At 40.7% G+C, this 21,097-nt stretch carries 13 protein-coding genes; 4 read left to right on the top strand and 9 right to left on the bottom strand.

The window, feature by feature from the left end; translation table 11 throughout:
• Positions 1-110: 110 nt before the first annotated feature.
• Positions 111-2,057 (bottom strand): ABC-F family ATP-binding cassette domain-containing protein, encoded by a 1,947-nt coding sequence (locus BQ5338_RS00340; RefSeq protein ID WP_071144842.1) that lies wholly within the window; start codon positions 2,055-2,057, stop codon positions 111-113.
• 379 nt (positions 2,058-2,436) lie between these two features.
• Here BQ5338_RS00340 and BQ5338_RS16430 point away from each other — a divergent pair, with 379 nt between their 5' ends.
• A complete protein-coding gene (locus BQ5338_RS16430; protein WP_078063336.1) occupies positions 2,437-2,952 on the top strand; it encodes a PH domain-containing protein in 516 nt (171 codons plus the stop codon).
• A 166-nt stretch (positions 2,953-3,118) separates the two neighbouring features.
• Here BQ5338_RS16430 and BQ5338_RS00330 read toward each other — a convergent pair whose 3' ends face one another.
• The 3 genes from BQ5338_RS00330 to BQ5338_RS00320 all read right to left on the bottom strand — a co-directional run bounded on the left by BQ5338_RS00330 (position 3,119) and on the right by BQ5338_RS00320 (position 10,960).
• Positions 3,119-4,021, bottom strand: a complete 903-nt coding sequence (locus BQ5338_RS00330; RefSeq protein ID WP_071144840.1) for a glycosyltransferase family protein — start codon at positions 4,019-4,021, stop codon at positions 3,119-3,121.
• A gap of 116 nt (positions 4,022-4,137) precedes the next feature.
• Positions 4,138-6,495 (bottom strand): translocation and assembly module lipoprotein TamL, encoded by a 2,358-nt coding sequence (gene tamL, locus BQ5338_RS00325; protein WP_071144839.1) that lies wholly within the window; start codon positions 6,493-6,495, stop codon positions 4,138-4,140.
• A 1-nt stretch (position 6,496) separates the two neighbouring features.
• The gene (locus BQ5338_RS00320) at positions 6,497-10,960 is read right to left on the bottom strand and encodes a translocation/assembly module TamB domain-containing protein (protein WP_071144838.1); all 4,464 of its coding nucleotides are present in this window, start codon (positions 10,958-10,960) and stop codon (positions 6,497-6,499) included.
• A gap of 741 nt (positions 10,961-11,701) precedes the next feature.
• On the opposite strand from BQ5338_RS00320, the gene BQ5338_RS00315 reads away from it, so the two are divergent.
• Complete coding sequence (locus BQ5338_RS00315; protein ID WP_235816348.1) at positions 11,702-12,259, top strand: cysteine hydrolase family protein; 558 nt, start codon at positions 11,702-11,704, stop codon at positions 12,257-12,259.
• Between the two features lie 599 nt (positions 12,260-12,858).
• Positions 12,859-13,260 carry a BamJ family beta-barrel-assembly machinery protein gene (locus tag BQ5338_RS00305; protein WP_071144836.1) on the top strand — a complete coding sequence of 134 codons (402 nt, stop codon included), beginning with the start codon at positions 12,859-12,861 and terminating at the stop codon, positions 13,258-13,260.
• 9 nt (positions 13,261-13,269) lie between these two features.
• Here the strand turns inward: BQ5338_RS00305 and BQ5338_RS00300 are convergent, their stop codons facing one another.
• Together BQ5338_RS00300 and BQ5338_RS00295 are read right to left on the bottom strand one after the other, a co-directional pair.
• Positions 13,270-14,037, bottom strand: a complete 768-nt coding sequence (locus tag BQ5338_RS00300; protein WP_071144835.1) for a TIGR03915 family putative DNA repair protein — start codon at positions 14,035-14,037, stop codon at positions 13,270-13,272.
• On the bottom strand, positions 14,034-15,299 hold the full coding sequence (locus BQ5338_RS00295; RefSeq protein ID WP_071144834.1) for a putative DNA modification/repair radical SAM protein: 1,266 nt from the start codon (positions 15,297-15,299) through the stop codon (positions 14,034-14,036). The genes BQ5338_RS00300 and BQ5338_RS00295 overlap by 4 nt, the downstream gene beginning before the upstream one ends.
• 146 nt (positions 15,300-15,445) lie before the next feature.
• Here BQ5338_RS00295 and BQ5338_RS00290 point away from each other — a divergent pair, with 146 nt between their 5' ends.
• Positions 15,446-16,018, top strand: a complete 573-nt coding sequence (locus BQ5338_RS00290) for a YceI family protein (RefSeq protein ID WP_071144833.1) — start codon at positions 15,446-15,448, stop codon at positions 16,016-16,018.
• A gap of 121 nt (positions 16,019-16,139) precedes the next feature.
• Here BQ5338_RS00290 and BQ5338_RS00285 read toward each other — a convergent pair whose 3' ends face one another.
• Genes BQ5338_RS00285 through BQ5338_RS00275 form a run of 3 tightly spaced genes read right to left on the bottom strand, consistent with a single transcriptional unit; the run spans position 16,140 to position 20,947 of the window.
• On the bottom strand, positions 16,140-17,483 hold the full coding sequence (locus BQ5338_RS00285; protein ID WP_071144859.1) for a citrate/2-methylcitrate synthase: 1,344 nt from the start codon (positions 17,481-17,483) through the stop codon (positions 16,140-16,142).
• Between the two features lie 19 nt (positions 17,484-17,502).
• Positions 17,503-18,699 carry an NADP-dependent isocitrate dehydrogenase gene (gene icd, locus BQ5338_RS00280; RefSeq protein ID WP_071144832.1) on the bottom strand — a complete coding sequence of 399 codons (1,197 nt, stop codon included), beginning with the start codon at positions 18,697-18,699 and terminating at the stop codon, positions 17,503-17,505.
• Positions 18,700-18,703: 4 nt separating this feature from the next.
• Positions 18,704-20,947, bottom strand: a complete 2,244-nt coding sequence (locus tag BQ5338_RS00275) for an aconitate hydratase (RefSeq protein ID WP_071144831.1) — start codon at positions 20,945-20,947, stop codon at positions 18,704-18,706.
• Positions 20,948-21,097 lie beyond the last annotated feature (150 nt).

Genomic DNA, 21,097 nt, shown 5'->3' with positions numbered 1-21,097 from the left:
TCTAATAGCACTTACGCCTTAATGTCTATTACTGACATATAAAGCCTCAGTTTTCGTTATAGTTAATAATTCATTTAGATAATCCCTAAAATAGTCAACACTTTCAGCTCTTAATTTGTTTTCATCTCTTCTAGTTCCAAACTTCGCTTCTCCCACTCTTCCACTGTTTGGTCAAGCTGTAGCTTCAATTTCTGATGTTGTTCGTAAAGAGCCATGTCAGAGGATCCTTCGGTTGTCGCCATTCTTGACTCCAAAATAGCAACGGCCGATTCTATCTGACCTATTTCCACTTCACAATCGGCAACCAGTCGTTCTTGTTTTTTTAATTTCTTAGCAAGTTCTTTTTGAGCTTCATAAGAAAGCTTGTTTTCTGATGTCGCAGTTGGTTCAGCAACCGTTGCAGTGGTAGACGAAGATAACGTTGGCCCCTTTTGCAATTCGTTCAGACTTTCCATCTTTTTCCGTTGCAAGAAATCATAAATGCCGCCCAAGTGTTCTTTGACCACTCCACCGCCAAACTCATATACTTTAGTCGCAAGACCATCAAGGAAATCACGATCATGGCTCACTAATATCACTGTACCGTCAAATTCTCGAATAGCATCTTTCAGCACATCCTTCGAACGCATATCCAAATGGTTTGTCGGTTCGTCAAGAATAAGGAAGTTGACAGGCTGTAACAACAGTTTTATCATAGCCAATCTACTTCGTTCGCCACCCGACAACACTTTCACTTTTTTATCCGAGGCTTCACCTCCAAACATAAAAGCGCCAAGAATATCTCGTATTTTAGTACGGATATCACCTACTGCCACATTATCAATGGTATCGAATACAGTACGACTCTCATCAAGCATCTGTGCCTGGTTTTGTGCAAAGTAGCCGATCTGCACATTATGCCCAATAGTCAGTTTGCCTTCAAAATCAATCTCGCTCATAATACATTTTACCAGAGTAGATTTACCTTCACCATTCTTACCAACAAAAGCCACTTTTTCACCACGATTTATTGTAAGATTTACATCATGAAACACCACACGCTGCCCGTACTGTTTCTTCACATCTTCGCAGATAATAGGATAACTACCCGATCGGGATGCCGCAGGAAACTTAAGCCTCAACGAAGAGTTATCTTCTTCATCTATTTCTATTCGTTCTACTTTTTGCAGTTGCTTTATGCGACTCTGAACCTGCACTGATTTGGTTGCTTTATATCGAAAACGCTCGATAAAATCCTCAGTATCTTGTATTTGTTTCTGCTGATTTTCATAAGAGCGTTGCTGCTGCTCTCTACGTTCTTTGCGCAACACAACAAAGTCGTCGTAACAAACTTTATAATCGTATATTTGTCCACACGATATTTCAATAGTCCGAGTGGTTACATTATTTATAAAGGCACGGTCGTGACTAACAAGTACAACTGCATTGGCTCTGGTAGAAAGAAAAGATTCAAGCCATTGGATTGATTCTATATCAAGGTGATTTGTCGGTTCATCGAGTAATAGCACATCTGGCCTACGCAACAATAGCTTCGCCAACTCTATACGCATACGCCAACCACCACTAAACTCTGAAGTAGGTCGGCTAAAATCAGCACGATTAAAGCCCAAGCCCATTAATGTCCGCTCTATCTCTGCCTGAAAATTAGTTCCACCCATCATTAGAAAGCGTTCATTATCATGCGTAAACCGGTCAATCAATTTATGATAGCTCTCTGATTCGTAATCCGTGCGATCAGCCAGCTCCTGATTCATTCGTTCCAAGCTAGCTTGTAATTCAAATATATGTTCAAAAGCCTGTTCGGCCTCTTCCATTACCGTATGATTGTCCGAAAGAATCATCACCTGAGGCAAATACCCAATAGTCACATCTTTAGGCACAGCAATAATTCCCGCAGTGGGGTTTTGCAAACCTGCCAAGATTTTTAGCATGGTCGATTTCCCCGCTCCGTTTTTGCCGACTAAGGCTATGCGATCTTTCTTATTTATAACATAAGTGACATTGTCAAACAGTGGTGTGGCATTAAATTCCACTTTTAATCCTTCAATTGAAATCATTGATTTATACTTTTTTCGTGCCGCAAAGATAATGAATTAAGGGTAAAGAATATTATTTCAACAGAAGAATCCAATTTATGCCCAATGGCTGATTGGCTGTCCATCCAATATTACCAGAGATTTCATTCTTAAACTGAGCAGCGAAGGAACACTTGGTCCAGACCCTATAACTAAATCCAAATCACATATCAAGAATGCCCTCATTCTCCCCAAACGACTATTATAAATAATACAGAACAAACATCTTGCACAGATTATTGATATTATTTAGAACTGTAATTACTCACAAACAGAAAAATACTTTTATATTTGACAATCCATTCTCACAAATCAATGATTTAGAAAAGGCGGGAAGATAAAACGATAAAAGCATCAAACAATGCAGGGGATTAAATACAGAATCAAATGGAGTAAGTTCGTCAAAATAACAACGATAATTTTATCCTTAATACTTTCATTAACTGAAGCGTTAATTATTGTCGTACTTTACAAACACTCTCAAAACTGGAGCGATGCACTTTGGTGTATAGGCTTGTTTATAATAATTCTGATTATTACAGCATGCACAATCGCATTCACTCCTTTATCTTTAACCCTTACAGAAACTGATTTAATCTTAATGAGACCAATAGGGAGACGGATATTTCCATTGAAGGATATCAATGATGTTGGCACATATACTTCCGATCTCTCAGAAGCCAGACTATTTGGGAGTGGCGGATTTTATGGTTTTATTGGTGTATATTTCAATATAAAATTCGGTCGTTATATTGCGTATGTTGGTGATTTCTCAGAAGCCTTCTATATTATTACAAATTCAAGAAAAAAGAAATTTGTTTTAAGCTGCGAAGACAGAGATTCTATTATTTCACTCATAAAAAATGGAGTCATATAATTATTCTTCATTTCTACAAAAGGTTTATCATTGAAAGTAATATCTTGCACTTTATAATAATTATTCAAAAAAGGTTCGAACTCCAATGAGTTCGAACCTTTTTTGAATAATGTAATCAGCTTTTAAGGCATACCTTAAAAGTACTACCATGACCTATTCCGTTTAATCAGAATAACTTAGCCGGATAGTCCCCTGCATCAACAAGCGACTGTATCTTATCTACCACTCCTTGGCGATCTTCAGCATACGTAACACCAAACCATTTAGAAGTTGTATCAAGAACCTTAACACGAGCCGTACCATCATTTATAAGCTTATTCACCATGAGCGGAATGAAGTATTCGGATTTTAGATTTCCCATATTTTCTTTTAAGAATTCGGCGAAGTAATCTTCCGAATATTTAAAATAATCAGGAGTAAAGCCCCACATGTTCATGGATACCGGTGTGTTATCTGCAATAGTTACCAATTGAGCATTTTCATCCGTAAACGAAACTTTGCCATCTATACGTTCAATTGCAGTACGCTCCACCACCGTAGTAAGATAACCTTCCGCATTTGTTTCACAAACACCACGAGCAACCGAACCACTTTCAGAAAGAGTATTACCCACACGATAACCAACCATGCAATAATCATTCACCTTTCCATTCATCTCAGCCAAGGCTTTGCCAAGCACAGCAAAACTATCGCGGCCATAGAAATCGTCAGCGTTAATCACAGCAAATGGTTCTTGAATAACATCTTTACCCATGAGTACCGCATGATTGGTTCCCCAAGGTTTTACCCGATCAGCCGGACAAGCAAAGCCTGAAGGAAGAGAGTCTAATGCCTGAAACACTAATTCTACGGGTATATGATTTTCGTATTTGCTCAAAATCTTATTTCTAAAATCTTGTTCAAAGTCTTTACGGATAACAAAAACGACCTTACCAAATCCTCCACGGATAGCATCAAAGATAGAGTAATCCATGATCGTTTCACCATTAGGACCAAGTCCATCAAGTTGTTTGAGTCCCCCATAACGACTGCCCATGCCGGCAGCTAGCACAAATAATGTTGGTTTCATATGTACCTTATTATATTAAAGATTGATTGTTTAGATTCCAATTGTCTGCAAAAATACAAAAATTAGTTTCTTAGAAAGTCTAATTTTAGTTCATTTCTTCCCACTAATACATATTTTTAGAACGGATAACCTATAGCAAGGTGCCAACCGAGTCCATCTTTGAAACTCGGAATATTATAATATCCTTTGCGTGATGTCTGATAAGGCACATGAATACCTACCCCACAATCTAGACGGATAATCAAAAATGAAAGGTCATATCGCAAACCGGCTCCTGTACCCAAGGCTATTTCATCTGTCAATCCTTTCAGTCCAAACTTTGCTCCTGGACGATCGGCATCCTTTCTCAGCAACCACACATTGCCGGCATCAAGGAAAATGGCACCATGTAAATCGCCCATTATTCTAAATCTATATTCCAAATTTGCTTCAAACTTGATATCTCCGGTCTGATCCAGATAAGAATATTTTTCATCTGCCGCAGGCTGATACGTTCCCGGGCCTATGCTACGAACGGTAAAAGCACGAATACTATTTGCACCTCCCACATAAAACTGTTCACTGTAAGGAGCGACATCAGAATTACCATACGAATAGATAACTCCTCCGCCTAAACGTGTAGCTATAGATTGATTCTTATCTATATTCCATGTATAGCGAACTTCAGAAGTAAACTTAAGGAATTGAGCAAAAGGAGCGCCTAAGAGATCTTTCTGTTCACTAAAACTCTTTCCGAAGACACGGTAAATGCAAGAAGTAATATTACCTGCCGAAGTGATAGACGTCTCCCACCAAAGTTTATTGTGTGCCTTTTTTAGAGAAGCATTATCATAAGTATACTTATAACTCATAGAGGGGATAAACTGATTATCCAAACTCTGATACAATGCCGGATTGGCTGCAGAGATAGAGTCAAACAAAGCCGTTGGGTTTTTCAGCACATTAAAAGTTAATTTAAACGGTGTAATAGTATGCCTGCTAACTCTTGTGGGATTGAACACATACGTGGCGTCTCCACCAAAAGATAACATTTTGAAAAAACGTGCTCTGTTTAATTGATTAGCATAAAGATTGAACGTAGTAGATGCCGGAAAGTCGTAATCATTCTTTCCTAAGTTAGGAAAAAGCACCTTGGGAATAGCCAACGATGCAGAAATGCCCATTTCATAAGAATTCAAGGCCGAACTGTTTTGCGTGTTATTTGCACCCGTCTGCCATTCATACGAGCCACGCAAACCTAAGGTGAGGTTCTCCCCACCTCCAAAAAGATTCCGTCTCGTCACACTAAATGATGCACCGGGACCCGTCTGGTCATTACTTTTTGTCGTAACATTCAAATCCAATTCCCCATCAAGCGGCAAGTCATAGGTTGTCCGTATATCTACGTTCAACACATTACATGCGTCCGTACTATCTCGAGGGACATAATTCATGTCTACATATCGAAACATTCCTAATTGCGTTATTCTCTCTTGCGTACGAGTTTGCCTAAAATAAGAATAAGATTGATTTGTGCGAAACCGAACCTGCCTATAAAGTACTTCAGGCCTTACCTTCAGTTTGTCACGATAGTGAATAGTCAAATTCTTATAGATAATTGAATCATTAGGTTCTTCCCCCTCCTTGCTGTAGAGATGAATCGATATATCGCCAACAGTCCAACGTTTCAAAACATTCTTTGGGATCCCTGATTTAGGAACAATTTTCATCGATACCATTCCGGCCACCAGAGTAGTATCAGCTAGAAAGCCGAAATAATCGGGCCTATAATAAAAATATCCTCTATTCTGGAGTAGTGCGCTTAATCTGGTCCGTTCTTCATCTAACTTCACAACATTAAATTGTTTCCCTACATGCAACAGAGTCTTTTCTTGTCCACTTTGAATAGTTTTCAATAAATCAGTAGAGAAACGTTCGTACATAACGGTGTCAATCAGGTAAGGATTCTTCATATCTACCAAATACTGTACTCTTGCCTTTTTAGGGTTCTTCTTATCCGGCAGGATTTTATAATTTACACTCCCATTAAAGAATCCATAATCATGCAATAAATTAGTGCCCACCTTTGCACGTATTGCGGGGTTAACAGTAGAAATCAGCACGGGCTTTGTGGCAAGCCTCTTAAAAGCCCATTTACCGAGTCCCTTTTTACTCTTTACAAAAGCATTGTAAGCCCATAACCCAAAAGGAAACGGAGACCGTAGGGTAGAACTACCAAGAATAGAGTAATTAGGTGGAGTAGCAAGTGCAGCATTCAGTTCGGTCATAGCCTCAACTCCGGCTCTATCCTTAGCCTCGTTTTTAACAACCATTTTCTTTTGTCCAACATATAGCACTTCACCTTCAGGCAAATTGCGAGTCGTTGAACAAGAAGTCCAAATAGCTATCAACAATATAGCGCCAATAAGCAATTTCCAGTTGCCATTGAAACACAGAATACGTATTTTCGACTTAATATATCTATTCAATTCCATTTTATTTCTTTCGTTTAAAGATAAACAACTCCCCTAAATGATTCATCTTTTTGCGTAAGACAATACCCACACCTGTTTCGGTTATCTCTCCTTCAAGAAGACTCTCATAGTTTTTGTTATGGAAAAGGCGCACATAGCGTGTTCCTGAAGAATCTAAGCGATACTCCAGAGAGACGTTATCAATAAATGATTGCGTCTCACGCGCATTATCTTTGGACGAAATGGTACCGCCCAACACGACTTGAAAACGATCATTAAAAAATCTCTGAGCATAACGAAAATTATAATTGGTTCTCTTCCCACCTGCATCAGTGGCATCATAATTCTCCAAGTCAAAAGAGACATTTACTGTTTTCAAAGCATTGCCTGCTATACTCGACATTTGTTTCTGCAAAACGGTATTCAATGCAGCCCCCATATCAATCCCTCCATTCTTAGATCCAGAAGAATTAGAGAGATAAATACCTGTTGCCAACATGGCTATTGCTTGCTTACTTCTCTCCTCGGATGACATTGCCGAGATTTCATTCTGAGCGCTGATGTCTTCGGGAGCTTCCAAGTCAAAAGCTAAGGCTAAATTCTCCATTCTATTTTTTACAGAAACCGAAACATCAAAATTCACCATGCGAGACGATGAAGTTCCGGATTGTGTATAAGAAGCACGCACACGCTCAGTAGCCTTAAAATTGAGATTAGGGTTCATCGGATCACCGATCCATTCCACATAGCTACCTTCATTCACTTTGAAGTCTTTTAATGGAACTACAGGCAAGGAGTATTTCAATGTTCCTCCCGAAAGTGTATATCTTCCCGAAAGCCTCAATTCTCCTCGTGGAGAATACTGCAAAGAGAGGTCACCACCGCCTTCTAATTCAATATGACTACTTCGGTCTGGACTCAAGTCGGCCTTCAAACGAACTGCAGGATCAATATGTAATGTCATCAACAGATCAAGCCCTCCAAGAGAGATGGATGATTCTTCTTTTTTTTGTGAGAGGGTATCGCTAAAAGAGGTGAAAGTCACCAAGTCACCTAGACGATCTTCCACAGTAAGGGGAGAATCCTTCAATACATAGGTAACATTCGTGTTACCTTTGAGATTCATATTCCCTCTCATAACCAACGCATTTAGAGGGCCTTTCAACGTAGATTTAAAATCAACGAAAACTTTCCCATACACCAAGCTTTCATTATTGCGAGGAGCATTTAGCAGGGTATAGTTATCGGCAAACAAAGATAAGTTTGTCATGGGCTGAGATAGTTCCTTGAAATCAACATAACCATCAATGATAAACGGATTCTTACTCGTTGTAGCTATCTCGAACTTATTGAATAACAATCGATTCTCTTTTATCTCTATCGGCTTATTGTCAAGAGAATAACGAACCCCCAATTGCCGAGCAGACACAGAGGCGCTATCGAGAACGAGTTGTCCATTAATCAAAGGCTTTGAGGATTGACCAGTCAACTCAATACCACCATCTAAATCGCCTGTTAGTTCAGCCATATGATTGGGGATAAAGACATTGGCTATACGCAACGGAAAATGTTCTAACGTACTACTTACTGCAATGCTGTCTTTCACTCCCGACTGATATGTTCCATTTACCGTCATCACTTCCTTGCCTTCATGAGTTAAGTAGCTATTAACATAATGCTTTCCACTTTCTCCGGGTAACCATGTTGCACCCAAGCCTATGTTACCCACAGATTGATGCTCATAAACCAGCTCATTGATAGTGGCTTCGGTAGATACTTGCAAGGAAGTTGCCGTTTGTACATAATGCGCTTCAGCAGAAAACAGACCGGAAAACTGAGGCAGATAAGGCAATGCTTCGCTGATCTCGGCCAACCGGATGCGGCGTAGCTCAATATCCATATTCTGCAGAAAAGTCGTATCTCGCAAAGAATGCACACGCACACCCATTCCATCTTTATCAAGCATTTCTACATTGGCCAATATATGATGATCTTTACGTATATAAAGCCTATTGTCTTCATTAAAGCGGAACTTCCTAAATGCCACTATTGGTTCTTCCGGGATAAATTTGAGCAACAAGCCATTGTTACGGGGACGCGCATTCACACCGAGTAGCACACCGGTTTCTCCCTTAGCATTCTGATATTCTAGCAGCAATTCTGCATCTTCTGTGCGAATTTCTCCGGTAAGATAAGACTTAAAGACAAATTGAGGATTATTTGGAGCATTGATCACCCCACCACGAATATTCATCCGGGCAGTATCTTGCCTAATTGCCAGGAAGAGGGTATCAAGCTGTGTCGTATCGACCTTGAGGCCATGTACAAATGCTCTACCATTTATGCCTCGGGCAGGAGTTGTTCCGAATCTAAATGATACTTGCTCGTAAGTAATCTTTTTTGTTTCCAGGAATCGGCTAAGTGGGTTATCCCTACCTGCTGTAAAAATCAATCCGGCCGAAGGTAGCACACGGCGCAGAGCTGCATGATCTAAATGTTTCTCTTTAATTTGCTTTATTAATACCGCTGAGAAATCGGTTGATTGTTTTATTAACTGCTCTAGCGTACTACGTCCCCGGAAGCGACAATTTAAATCGCCTGCTTGCAAAGAAAGATTCACCGAATCTCGCCGAGTTTGGGCAGCAAGCGTAAAACTGAATGGTCTCTTCAGGGGAACAGGGTAATAACCCAGCTTATATAAATCAACCTGTTCTACATTGAGGTCAAGCTTCGCTTCAGTATATCTGCGCTTCAACTGATACTCTCCATCGGCAACCAACTTTAATAATTGGTTATTACTCGTCAGATGTGCTTTAATTAAAGCATTCTTCATCTGCCCTGTGAGCGCCACGTCTGAAACGTGGAAACGTCCATAATGCAAATCGCTGAACATTGCATCAAATTGCGCTGAAGAACGTGACGAAGCAACATCTATTCCTCTACCTTTTACACTGCCGGAAGCTGAAAGTGAATAAATAGAATCTTTAGGAAGGAAATGTTTTATCTGCAAAGCATCTACCGTGAAGTCAGCATTATAAGCTTGCGTATTCTCATTATAATCGGCCGTAAGCGATAAGGCTCCTTCTCCATCCTTGACTCTGAGAAGGGTGCTAAAGCGAGAACCACGCATCTCAGCCTTAGCAATAAATGTCATTCCCGATGGAAGCGCAATAGATCCATCGGCAGGAATGCCGGAAAGAGTTGTCAGGAAATTCATATTATAAGTGATCGCTTGCAAGTCGATTGCAGCAAAACGTTTTAAGGAATCAGTGAGATTTAGCAGTTCCCCTCCTCCTGTAGCAGAAAAGGCTCCGGGTAGATCAATTTTGAAACGAGATAATTTCAGATCGCTCAAGTTTCCTTCTGCTCCGGCATGTATCGTGAGTGGACGGAAAGGATATTCTTTCTTAAAAGCATCTGGCAAACCTCCTGCTAGCAACAACACATCTTGCTTACCTATAAGAGCATCCAACTTCATGGCCAAATGTCCTTGACCGGGTAAGTCAAACAGTTTCCAAGTTGTTTGGCCCGTAAAAGTTAGCTCAGAATGAGCCGTTTTTAATTTTAAAGACGGAATATTTATAGCTGAGTCATTGGCAAACAAGCGTCCGGTCATAGAAGCGATGCTCAGCCCTGAACGCTCGTTCAATGAGAACTCACGAATCACAGCATTCATATTCCTACCTCGATACAACACAGAATCAATGCCCATATTGATCTCACGAATAGCAATATGAGACAGATCCAATCCTACCGTCGGTTTAGCCGAACCTAGATCATAGTTCAAAGAGGTTCCACTGGCATGCAGATGTTTCAAACCATACAACTCACGTCCCAGATCCACCTGAGCGCCATTAATAGTTGCTTCGGCCACATGACTTCCCATCCGAACGGAGTCTTCGGGTACCAGCAGGTTAAAAGAGACATTTTTTAGTTTGAGACTGTGCAAATCGATCTTCCAACGTGGTGCAGCAGTAGTGTCCTCCTTTGTTTTCGTTGTATCATTTTTCAAGATCAAGCGAACATGAGTATTGTTCAATTCAGCCGCATCAATAACAGCCGTCTCATTAGATAAATCTACCCCACGACTCCTAAAAGCACAATACCCTAAGACCCCGCGGAGTTCCATCCCATGTATGAAGTTGGCCGAGTTGAAGGTTACGCTCTTTAACGTAAAGTCGTCTATCTCTATCCTGCCACTAAAAAGAGGAAGAAGTTGTACCTGAACATTGAGGCTCCCCATAGATAAGAGGGTATCAGAAGAATGAACCACTCCCAAATCACTGACTAAAAGATTCAGAGGAAAACGGAGATCTATACGACGGGCACTGATTTGCATACCTGTTGCTTCAGAAGCATACCCCAAAGCTTCCTTACGCAGAAAGTTTTGTACCGGCGGAATGTAAAGCAACAGCATCAATACTGCAAACAGCAATATAGGAGTAAGTAGTACAGCAACTACCCTTTTAGCCCATCTCCGTCTCATGATAATCAATTGAATTTAACAACAATACAAAGAAAACAAATTATTTCTTAAAAGCAGAGCTGCTTGAGTAAAAAGATCTAAGAATATAAGCTCAAAGGCTTGCAAAATGGATTTAAAGCAGCTATGTCTCTTCTGTTAGTCTACCACTTTTAGGGATAAGACAACTTCAGGGTCAACTCACTTCAGTAATAAGACAAAGTTCAGTCTACTCAATTTCGCAATAAGCTTAATTAGAAGACAACCTTATTTAGGATTAGTAGTTTTTTTAGTCAACCACTTATACAAATAAACTAAATCAAAGTCAAGCATTTCCAGGGAAGTACAGTAACAACCATTTTCAGTATAAGTCAATCATTAGTTTCGTATACTATAAAACTTTTGTTTTCATAATTAGAAACAAATTGTTTCCTTCCCATAAACCATTAGTTTTATTACGTTGAAACTAATGGTTTATGGGAAGGAAACTTTTCGTATCTTGTACTTCCCTGAAAATGGTTTGACTTATACTGAAAATGGTTGTTACTATTAGAGGCTTGTTACTAAATAAGTTGTCACATACTATTGTTGTATCCTAAAAAGGTTGTCAGTCTACATCTATAACGTTCTAAAGCTACCGACGTTTTGCCGAAGTTGTCCATAGAAGAGATTTCGTTAGTTTTATTACTTGAAAAGAACTGCTTATGTCTGTATGGAAGGTAAATGTGTTCGGTACCTTTGCCTGCAATAAAATAGATACCGATTATGGAAATGAAACAAGCATTAATCATCATAGATATTCAGAATGATTACTTCGAAGATGGAGCCAACCCATTAACAGGAAGTTTGCAAGCAAGTTTAAAAGCAAAAGAAATACTCGGGTTATTTCGAGAAAATGCACTACCGATCATTCATATTCAGCACCATTCAACTCGTCTCGATTCCACATTCTTTGTGCCAAACACAACAGGGGTAGAAATACATAAGAATGTTTCGCCTATTGCCGGAGAAAAAGTAATCATCAAAAACTATCCCAATAGCTTTAGAGATACAGAATTATTGGATTACTTAACATCCAACGGAATAACAGATTTAACTGTCTGCGGCATGATGACGCACATGTGTGTTGATTCCACCGTAAGAGCTGCAAAAGATTTTGGCTACACTACTACGATAATCAGTGATGCTTGTGCAACAAAAGATTTGGATATTCAAGGCAAAACAGTTGTTGCCAGTGAAGTTCAAAAAGCTTTTCTTGCCGCATTGAGCTATTTCTACGCTAGCGTAAAAACGGCTGAGGAATATCTATCAATGGGGCTGTAGCGTTTTCACTCTTATCACCTTTTCAGCAATGCCAGTCTGTTTATAGGCAAAGTAATATAAGAAAAGTCTCTATTAACATTGATAACTTTTCTTATGCTTCTTCTTTATTTATGAACAATTGTCTATCTTTGTTCAAGTCCAAACAATTCAAAAGACCCATTTTATCAGCTTTGTGCAATTACACAATGATCCTTGGAGATACTTGCAAGAACAGCAATTTAAGTTTGTTGGGTTTGAGCGACAGACAAATAAAGGCCTTGTTGTATACAAAAGAAAAAGGCAAGATTACCAATAGTGAATATCAGACATTAAATTCTATATCTAAAAGAACTGCGACAAACGATTTGACGGAGTTGGTATCCAAGTCTTTATTGAGGAAAAATGGAACTTCGGGTTCTAATATTTGGTACGAAGTAGTGGGGCAATGATGGGGCAAGTGGGGCAATGATGGAGCAATAGTAGGGCATTGCGTTTGATTCCTCCCCAATGAGTCTTGATTAACATAGTGCCTTTTGTGAATTCCTTTCAGAATTTACTATCTTTGGCTTCCGAAACAACGGCGAAAAAACTCGCCCTTTTCTATACATAAAATATAATTTATGAGCTTAAAACATCAAGCATACAAAGAAGCAAATATTCGCTTTCTGGAAGAGAATCTGGAAGATGAAGGAGTGATGGAGCTACCATCTGGGGTTCAATATAAAGTCATTCTAAAAGGTAACGGAGCTGTGCCTACGGCAAAAAGTACTGTTAAAGTGCACTACAGAGGCACGATGATAGACGGAACAGAGTTCGACAATTCATTCAAACGCAAACAGCCGGAGACATTTAAGGTGAAGGAGGTTATTGAAGGTTGGCAAAATGCACTAATGGCTATGCCGCTGGGTTCACGTTGGATGATTTACATCCCTTATGAATTGGGATATGGAACCCGAGCATGTGGTAATATTAAGGCGTATTCCACACTTGTCTTTGAGGTGGAACTACTTGGAGTGAGATAATCGCATCATTTATCGTTGCTTTTCGGTAAGATATTTCCAGAAACGAACGGGCATGTTTTGCTTATGCAGGCGTGGGTTGGTACGTTCTTTAATGGCAATGGATTTGAAGTAGGTTTTCCAAAGTTTCTGAAAGAGTTTTTCGTCTTCAGCCATCAAGCTCTCATCGAGCATACCGCTGACGAGGTGTGCAGCTTCGCTATCGAAAGTAATTTCGGTAACGGAATGCAGGTCGTAATAGTAACCATACTGCCGTTTGAGGTCGTAGACAACCCATCTTTGATCGGCAAAACGATCTGTAAAGTGAGGAATGGCAAGTGCCAATACATTATATAGGGGTTCGAAAGCAGCAAAAAAGGTTCCGTCTGCTGCTTTCTGAAAGCGGGCAAACTGCATCACACGGGTGCGTTCATAATCTACTTTCTTCCATATCTTCGACAGTTCGAGCACATCCGGATCACCGAAGTTTACTTCTATGGAACGAGGAGCATCTATCGCTTTACGGATGTAGCGAAACAGCAACGTATCAATCGCAGGTAATTCTGACAACCAACAGGTAGTGAGGCAGGCTAGGGCAGACACAGAAAGTTTCTTTTGTAAGCCACTCCACACACGGGTAGACTTCTCTTCGTCCGTACAAACCGTAAACACTTCATCACAGAAAAGAGGCAGCGGCTCTCCTTCAGCAAGCAGAACATCAGGAAACGTTTTTCGGAAATAGGCATCGAACACGGCTGTGAGCAAACCCTCAAATGTTTTGTCGTATAGAAGAACTATCATTCGTCGGCAAAGGTAAGTTGTAATTGACGCTCATCGATCTTTTTACGAGGAGAAGGTGCCAGCAACTGCCGCATAACTTGGGGAGCCATCTCATTGACCGTGCGAACAGAGAGTTCGTTGCACGTGATGAAATACTGTGCTTTCTTCATCACAATACCGATCTTCTTAAGCTGATAACTCCCCAATCGACCATAACGACGGGAGGCAACAATCAGTTTGGCCGACTTCACACCGATGCCGGGCACACGAAGCAACATCTCATAATCAGCCTTATTCACATCTACCGGAAACTGTTCGGGGTGACGCAACGCCCACGATAACTTAGGATCTAGTTCCAAGTCGAGATCGGGATAAGCATCATTCACTATTTCATCTACTTTGAACTGATAGAACCTCATCAACCAGTCGGCCTGATAGAGACGGTTTTCTCTCACCAAAGGGGGTTGTTTAAGTGCCGGTAGCCGAGTATCATAGGTATTAACCGACACATATCCTGAGTAATAAACTCGCTTCATGCTAGGTCGCTCATACAAAGCAGACGAAAGATGGAGAATATCTTTGTCTGTTTCGGGGGTTGCTCCCACAATCATCTGCGTACTCTGTCCCGCCGGTGCAAAACGAGGAGCATAACGAAATTTCTTCCGCTCCTCACTATTCTCCAACACTCCTTGCTGAATATACCTCATAGGCTGAAACACACTCTTGAAATCCTTCTCCGGAGCCAGACGCTTCAAACTTTCTTCATTGGGGATTTCTACATTTACACTCAAACGGTCGGCATACAGTCCGGCTTCATTCACCAACTCACGGCTCGCGCCCGGAATACTCTTCAGATGAATATATCCATTAAAATGATGCACCAAGCGAAGATCTTTGGCTACACGCACAAGGCGCTCCATCGTATAGTCAGGATTGCGCACCACACCGGAACTAAGAAAAAGCCCTTCGATGTAGTTGCGGCGATAAAATTCAATGGTAAGTCCCACCAGTTCGGATACAGAGAGAGTAGCGCGACGAAGATCATTGCTACGCCGATTGATGCAATAGGCACAATCATAAATACAATGGTTAGTAAGCATGATTTTCAGTAAAGAAATACAGCGCCCGTCTTCAGCGAAGCTATGACAAATGCCCCATCCACCCACAGTATTGCCCAACCCGCCCTTTTGATTGGATCGGTTGGTTCCACTGGAAGAGCAGGAAACATCATACTTGGCAGATTCAGCCAGTATCTTTAGCTTATCGAGCACATCGGCATTCATTATCAGCGCTTTAACATTGCATTTTCACGTTGACAAAGCTATGCATAATATCCGAATTCTCCATGGCAGAAATCATTTTTTGTCCTTGCAGCGAAACAAAATAAACACACACATGTTTATTATAAAATCAAAACAATGAATGGAATATGAAAAAGTATTATTTAGCAACCTTAATGCTATTTGCACTAACTGCAATAGCAACCGCTCAAACATGGACGAATGATCCTGCGCACTCGCGTTTAGGATTTACGATTAAGCACATGACCATCTCTGAGGTTAGTGGCAGATTTGCGGATTTCACTATTAAGGCCACTACAGCGAAACCGGATCAGAGTGATCTTAAAGTAGAGTTGACAGCTCAAATAGCAAGTATCAACACTGATGTAGAAGCAAGAGACAAGCATCTTAAGAGCCCCGACTTCTTTGATAGTGAAAAATACCCTACACTAACATTTGTAAGTAGTTATCATAAAAAACTGACAAAGGACACCTACAAGATGGTTGGAAACTTAACCATGCACGGAATAACCAAAAGCGTTACTCTCACTGTTAAGTACTTCGGAGAGGTTGTAAATCCTATGAGCAATAAAAAAACTGTTGGATTCAAAATCACAGGCTCTGTAAAACGTTCCGATTTCGGAATTGGACCTAAATTCCCAGAAGCAGTTCTCAGCGACAATGTAGACATTATTGCGAATGCTGAATTCACACAAAACTAATTAATACAAAGCAAAATAATAAATAAAGGAGGGGAGCTAAGCTTTCCTCCTTTATTTATTATTGCAAAAGCCAAAGCAATCAATAGAAAGCTTGGGCTTTTATTATTGGGGGAATCTATCCTTATCTTTTCTTTAAAGGGGTATAATCAGCGACATCAAGCACGTTCTTATATGCAGGACGAATAATACGTTTCCCTTCAAAGTTCAATTCCTCATTGCGGTGTGCGCACCAACCAACGATACGTGCCATAGCAAAAAGCGGAGTATATATTTCTTGTGGCAGCCCTATCATCTCGTACACAAATCCAGAGTAGAAGTCAATATTACTCGATACCGTTTTGCCATTACCTTTAATCTTAGCAAAGGTAGTAATAGCACGATCTTCTAGCAACTCAAGGAAAGTAAATTCACGATCTCTCCCTTTCTCCTTAGCTAAATCACGGGCTAAGTCTTTCAACAAGATTGCACGTGGGTCTGAGATAGTATAAACAGCATGGCCGATACCGTAGATTAAGCCCGTCTTATTATATACTTCTTTATTGAGCATTCTTGTAAAATAAGTATCTATCTCATCTACATTTGTCCAGTCCTCAATGTTCTTCTCCAAATGATGAAACATGTCAGCAACTTGAATATTTGCACCACCATGAAGTGGACCTTTTAATGATCCGATACCGGCTGCAATAGACGAATAAGTATCTGTTCCGGTAGATGAAGTAACACGAACGGTAAATGTAGAGTTATTACCACCACCATGATCGGCCTGAAGTATAAGTAAAAGATCAAGTGTCCGAGCTTCTAGCTGTGTATAATCCTTCTTCAGCATATAAAGGAAGTTTTCAGCAATAGAAAGTTTTTCTTGCGGATGACGAATATGTAATGAACGCCCAAATGTGGCATGTCTCAACATGTTATACGCATAGGCTATGATAGTAGGGAATTTCGAAATCAACTCCACACTCTGACGCATCAGATTATCTCGTGATGTATCATCCGGATTAGAATCAAAAGTATATAGTTCGAGTACACTACGAGCCAATATATTCATAATGTTTGAACCTTCTAGCTCTAAGATATTCATCTTTGTCTTTTGTTCCAATGGCATATTATCATTAATCAATTCCGAGAAAGAAGCAAGTGCTTCTTTATCAGGAAGATTACCAGACAAGAGCAGATAAGCGACTTCCTCAAAACCAAAACGCTTTTCTTTCACAATATTATGTACGATGTCTTCCACATCGAATGCCCGATAGTAAAGTTTTCCGGGGATAGGTTGCAGACCTCCACCGGGAATTCTTTCGTAGCCCACTACGTTCCCTATTTTGGTTAAGCCAACAAGCACTCCTGTCCCATCCTCATTACGCAAACCACGTTTTACATCATATTTAGTAAATAAGTCATTATCTATTCTGGTGGCATCCTTCATGTCCTCCGAAAGTCTGTATATGATGTATTCCTTTTTCATCTTATTATTCATTTAATGGTTATTTGTTTTTTTCTATTTTCTCGGTTATTTCTTTAGCAAAAGTGGAAGTCGACAAAGCCTTTCCTCCAGGTATAAATCTGGCCAGATCATTCGTTGCCCGTCCATCAGCAAAGCTTTGTTCCAAGGCCTCAACAATCACATCAGCAGCTTCCTGCCAACCTAAATATTCGAGCATCATCACAGCCGAAAGCAAAAGCGAACAAGGATTAACAATATCTTTACCGGCTATATTGGGTGCTGTGCCATGCGTGGCTTCAAAGATAGCATGACCTGAGTTATAATTAATGTTCGCACCGGGTGCAATACCAATTCCACCAACCATGGCAGCCAGCTGGTCAGAGATATAATCTCCATTCAGGTTTAATGTGGCAATTACCGAATATTCTTCGGGGATAAGTAATGTGTTCTGCAAGAAGGCATCGGCTATACAATCTTTAATGACCAGTTTGCCGCTACTAATATATTCACCAAACTCACGCTCAGCCAATTCATATCCCCATTTTTTGAAGCCACCTTCTGTAAACTTCATTATATTCCCCTTGTGCACCAACGTCACTGAAGGCAATTCATGTTCAATGGCATACAAGCAAGCTGCACGAACCAGTCGTTCTGTACCTTCACGAGAAACCGGCTTTACGCCAAAAGAAGATGTTTCAGGAAAACGTACTTTAGAGACGCCCATTTCGTCGCGCAGAAAGTGATAAAACTTTTCGGCTTCCGGTGTGCCTGCTTCCCATTCAATGCCAGCATAAATATCCTCCGTATTCTCACGGAAAATGCACATGTTAACCTTTTCAGGTTCCTTTATTGGAGAAACCACACCAAGGAACCAACGCACGGGTCGAAGACAAACATATAAATCGAGCGTTTGTCGTAAAGTCACATTCAAAGAACGAATGCCTCCACCTACAGGAGTGGTTAAAGGCCCCTTAATACCAACTAAATACTCTTCAAAAGCGAGCATTGTTTCATCAGGCAACCAAGAACCGGTTTCCTTAAAAGCTTTTTCTCCGGCCAACACCTCGACCCAATCAATCTGTCGCTTGCCACCATACACTTTGCGTACTGCCGCATCAACGATCATTTGCATAGCAGGCGTTATCTCCGCCCCTACACCATCGCCCGTAATAAAAGGAACGGTAGGATTTTCGGGCACCAACAACTTACCATCTTTGTGTTTTACAATCTTACTCATATCTTTATTTTGTATTTAGTGCAGAGCCCGCCTTAAACCAAGCTATCTGCTGCTCATTATATGTATGTTGTGCTTCAAAGCTATGCTGACTACCATCTACATGTTGCACTATAATTTCAAAGTTCTTCCCCGGAGCAAACTCTTTTAGCCCGGTGACAGAAATAAAATCACGTTCTTGTATGCAATCGTAATCCTCCTTATTAACAAATGTGAGAGCCAACATTCCTTGTTTCTTTAGGTTTGTTTCGTGAATGCGTGCAAAGCTTTTTGCCAAAATGACCTTTACATTCAAAAAGCGGGGCTCCATAGCAGCATGCTCCCTACTAGAACCTTCTCCGTAGTTCTCTTCGGCCACTACAATAGAAGATATACCCACAGCTTTATACTGCTTTGCAGCGCCCGATACCGTTTCATAAGTATCCGTCAAGCGATTCCAAACCTTATTTGTTTCACCATTGAAAGCATTAACAGCCCCCATCAGCATATTATCAGAAATGTTTTCCAGATGCCCACGAAAGCGAAGCCAAGGGCCTGCCATTGAGATGTGATCAGTAGTACACTTACCCTGAGTTTTAATCAAAAGAGGCATATTCAACAAATCAAAGCCATCCCAAGCATCAAAAGGAGTAAGAAGTTGCAAGCGCTTAGATTGAGGATCAACAGAAATCTTCATCCCATCACCCATAGGAGCCAGATAACCACTTAACCCTGAAGCAAAACCCTCATTCGGCAGTTCATCACCTTTCGGCTCTGCCAGCTTCACTTGCTCACCGTTCTCATTCAGTAATGTATCTGTCAATGGATTAAAGCATAAATCACCGGCAATCGTTAAAGCCATCGTCAGTTCCGGAGAGGCAACAAAAGCAAATGTATTTGGATTTCCATCGGCACGCTTGGCAAAGTTGCGGTTAAACGATGTAACAATAGAGTTTTTTCTGGTAGGATCATCCGTATGACGCTTCCATTGACCAATACATGGGCCGCAAGCATTAGCCATGATCACTGCTCCAGCCTGCTTAAACGTAGCAATCATTCCGTCACGCTCCGCAGTAGCACGTATCTGCTCCGAACCGGGGTTGACAATAAGTGGAGAAGCGACTTTTACTTTTTGCTCTACAGCTTGACGCATCACCGAAGCCGCTCTGCCGATATCTTGATAAGAAGAGTTAGTGCAAGATCCGATTAGTCCTACCTCCATTTTACGAGGATAATCATTAGCCTTTACTTTTGCTGCAAATTCAGAAATAGGAGTCGCTGCATCAGGAGTAAAAGGTCCGTTGATATAAGGTTCGAGCGCAGATAGATCAATCTCAATCACCCGATCATAAAAAGCCGTGGGATTAACAACCACTTCTGTATCAGGGCAAAGATCAACTGAAACTTTATCAGCCATATCTGCAACGACTGTCCGCCCAGTAGCCCGTAGATAAGCTGCTATGCGTTCGTCATAAGGGAAAAGTGAAGTTGTGGCACCCACTTCGGCACCCATATTGCATATCGTTGCCTTACCCGTAGCAGAAAGAGATGTTGCACCCGGGCCAAAGTATTCTATAATAGCATTTGTTCCACCTTTTACAGTGAGAATGCCTGCTAATTTTAATATCACATCTTTCGGTGAAGCCCAACCATTAAGTGTTCCGGTTAGTTTCACCCCAATAAGTTTAGGCATTTTAAGTTCCCATTCCATGCCAGTCATCACATCTACCGCATCCGCACCACCAACACCAATAGCCACCATGCCCAAACCACCTGCATTTGGAGTATGAGAGTCAGTTCCTACCATCATCCCGCCAGGAAAAGCATAATTCTCAAGCACTACCTGATGAATGATTCCTGCTCCAGGTTGCCAAAAACCTATACCATATTTAGAAGAAACATCTCTCAGAAAGTCATAAACTTCACGATTTGTCTCCGTAGCCGTAGCAATATCTTCTTTAGCTCCTTTGTATGCCTGAATCAAATGATCGCAATGGACTGTAGAAGGAACTGCCACTCGGTCTTTGCCGGAATTCATAAATTGTAGTAAAGCCATCTGAGCCGTAGCATCCTGCATAGCTACACGGTCGGGACGAAAATCAACATAATCCTCTCCGCGTCTGTAAGATTGTAAAGCCGTCTCATTGTAAAGATGAGCATATAATATCTTCTCCGCAAGAGTCAGTGGACGCTTTAAAATCTGCTTTGCCTGTTCTATTTTTTTTGAATAAGAGGCATAAAAGCCCTCTAACATTTTCTCATCGTGTACCATTATTCTTCTATTTTATTGATAAACTCTATGCGTAATTAATAAATCTACATTATAACGAGCAAAAAACCTGTAATGTTTAACAAAAAGGATATTTTTTATAACTATTCATCGAATAAATAAATACCTTTGCAACTTATCCCGCACAGCATA

The sequence above is a fragment of the Bacteroides ihuae genome, assembly GCF_900104585.1.
Lineage (GTDB): Bacteria > Bacteroidota > Bacteroidia > Bacteroidales > Bacteroidaceae > Bacteroides > Bacteroides ihuae.
Note: the sequence above shows the minus strand (reverse complement) of the source record. Positions and strands in the feature narration are given on the sequence as shown.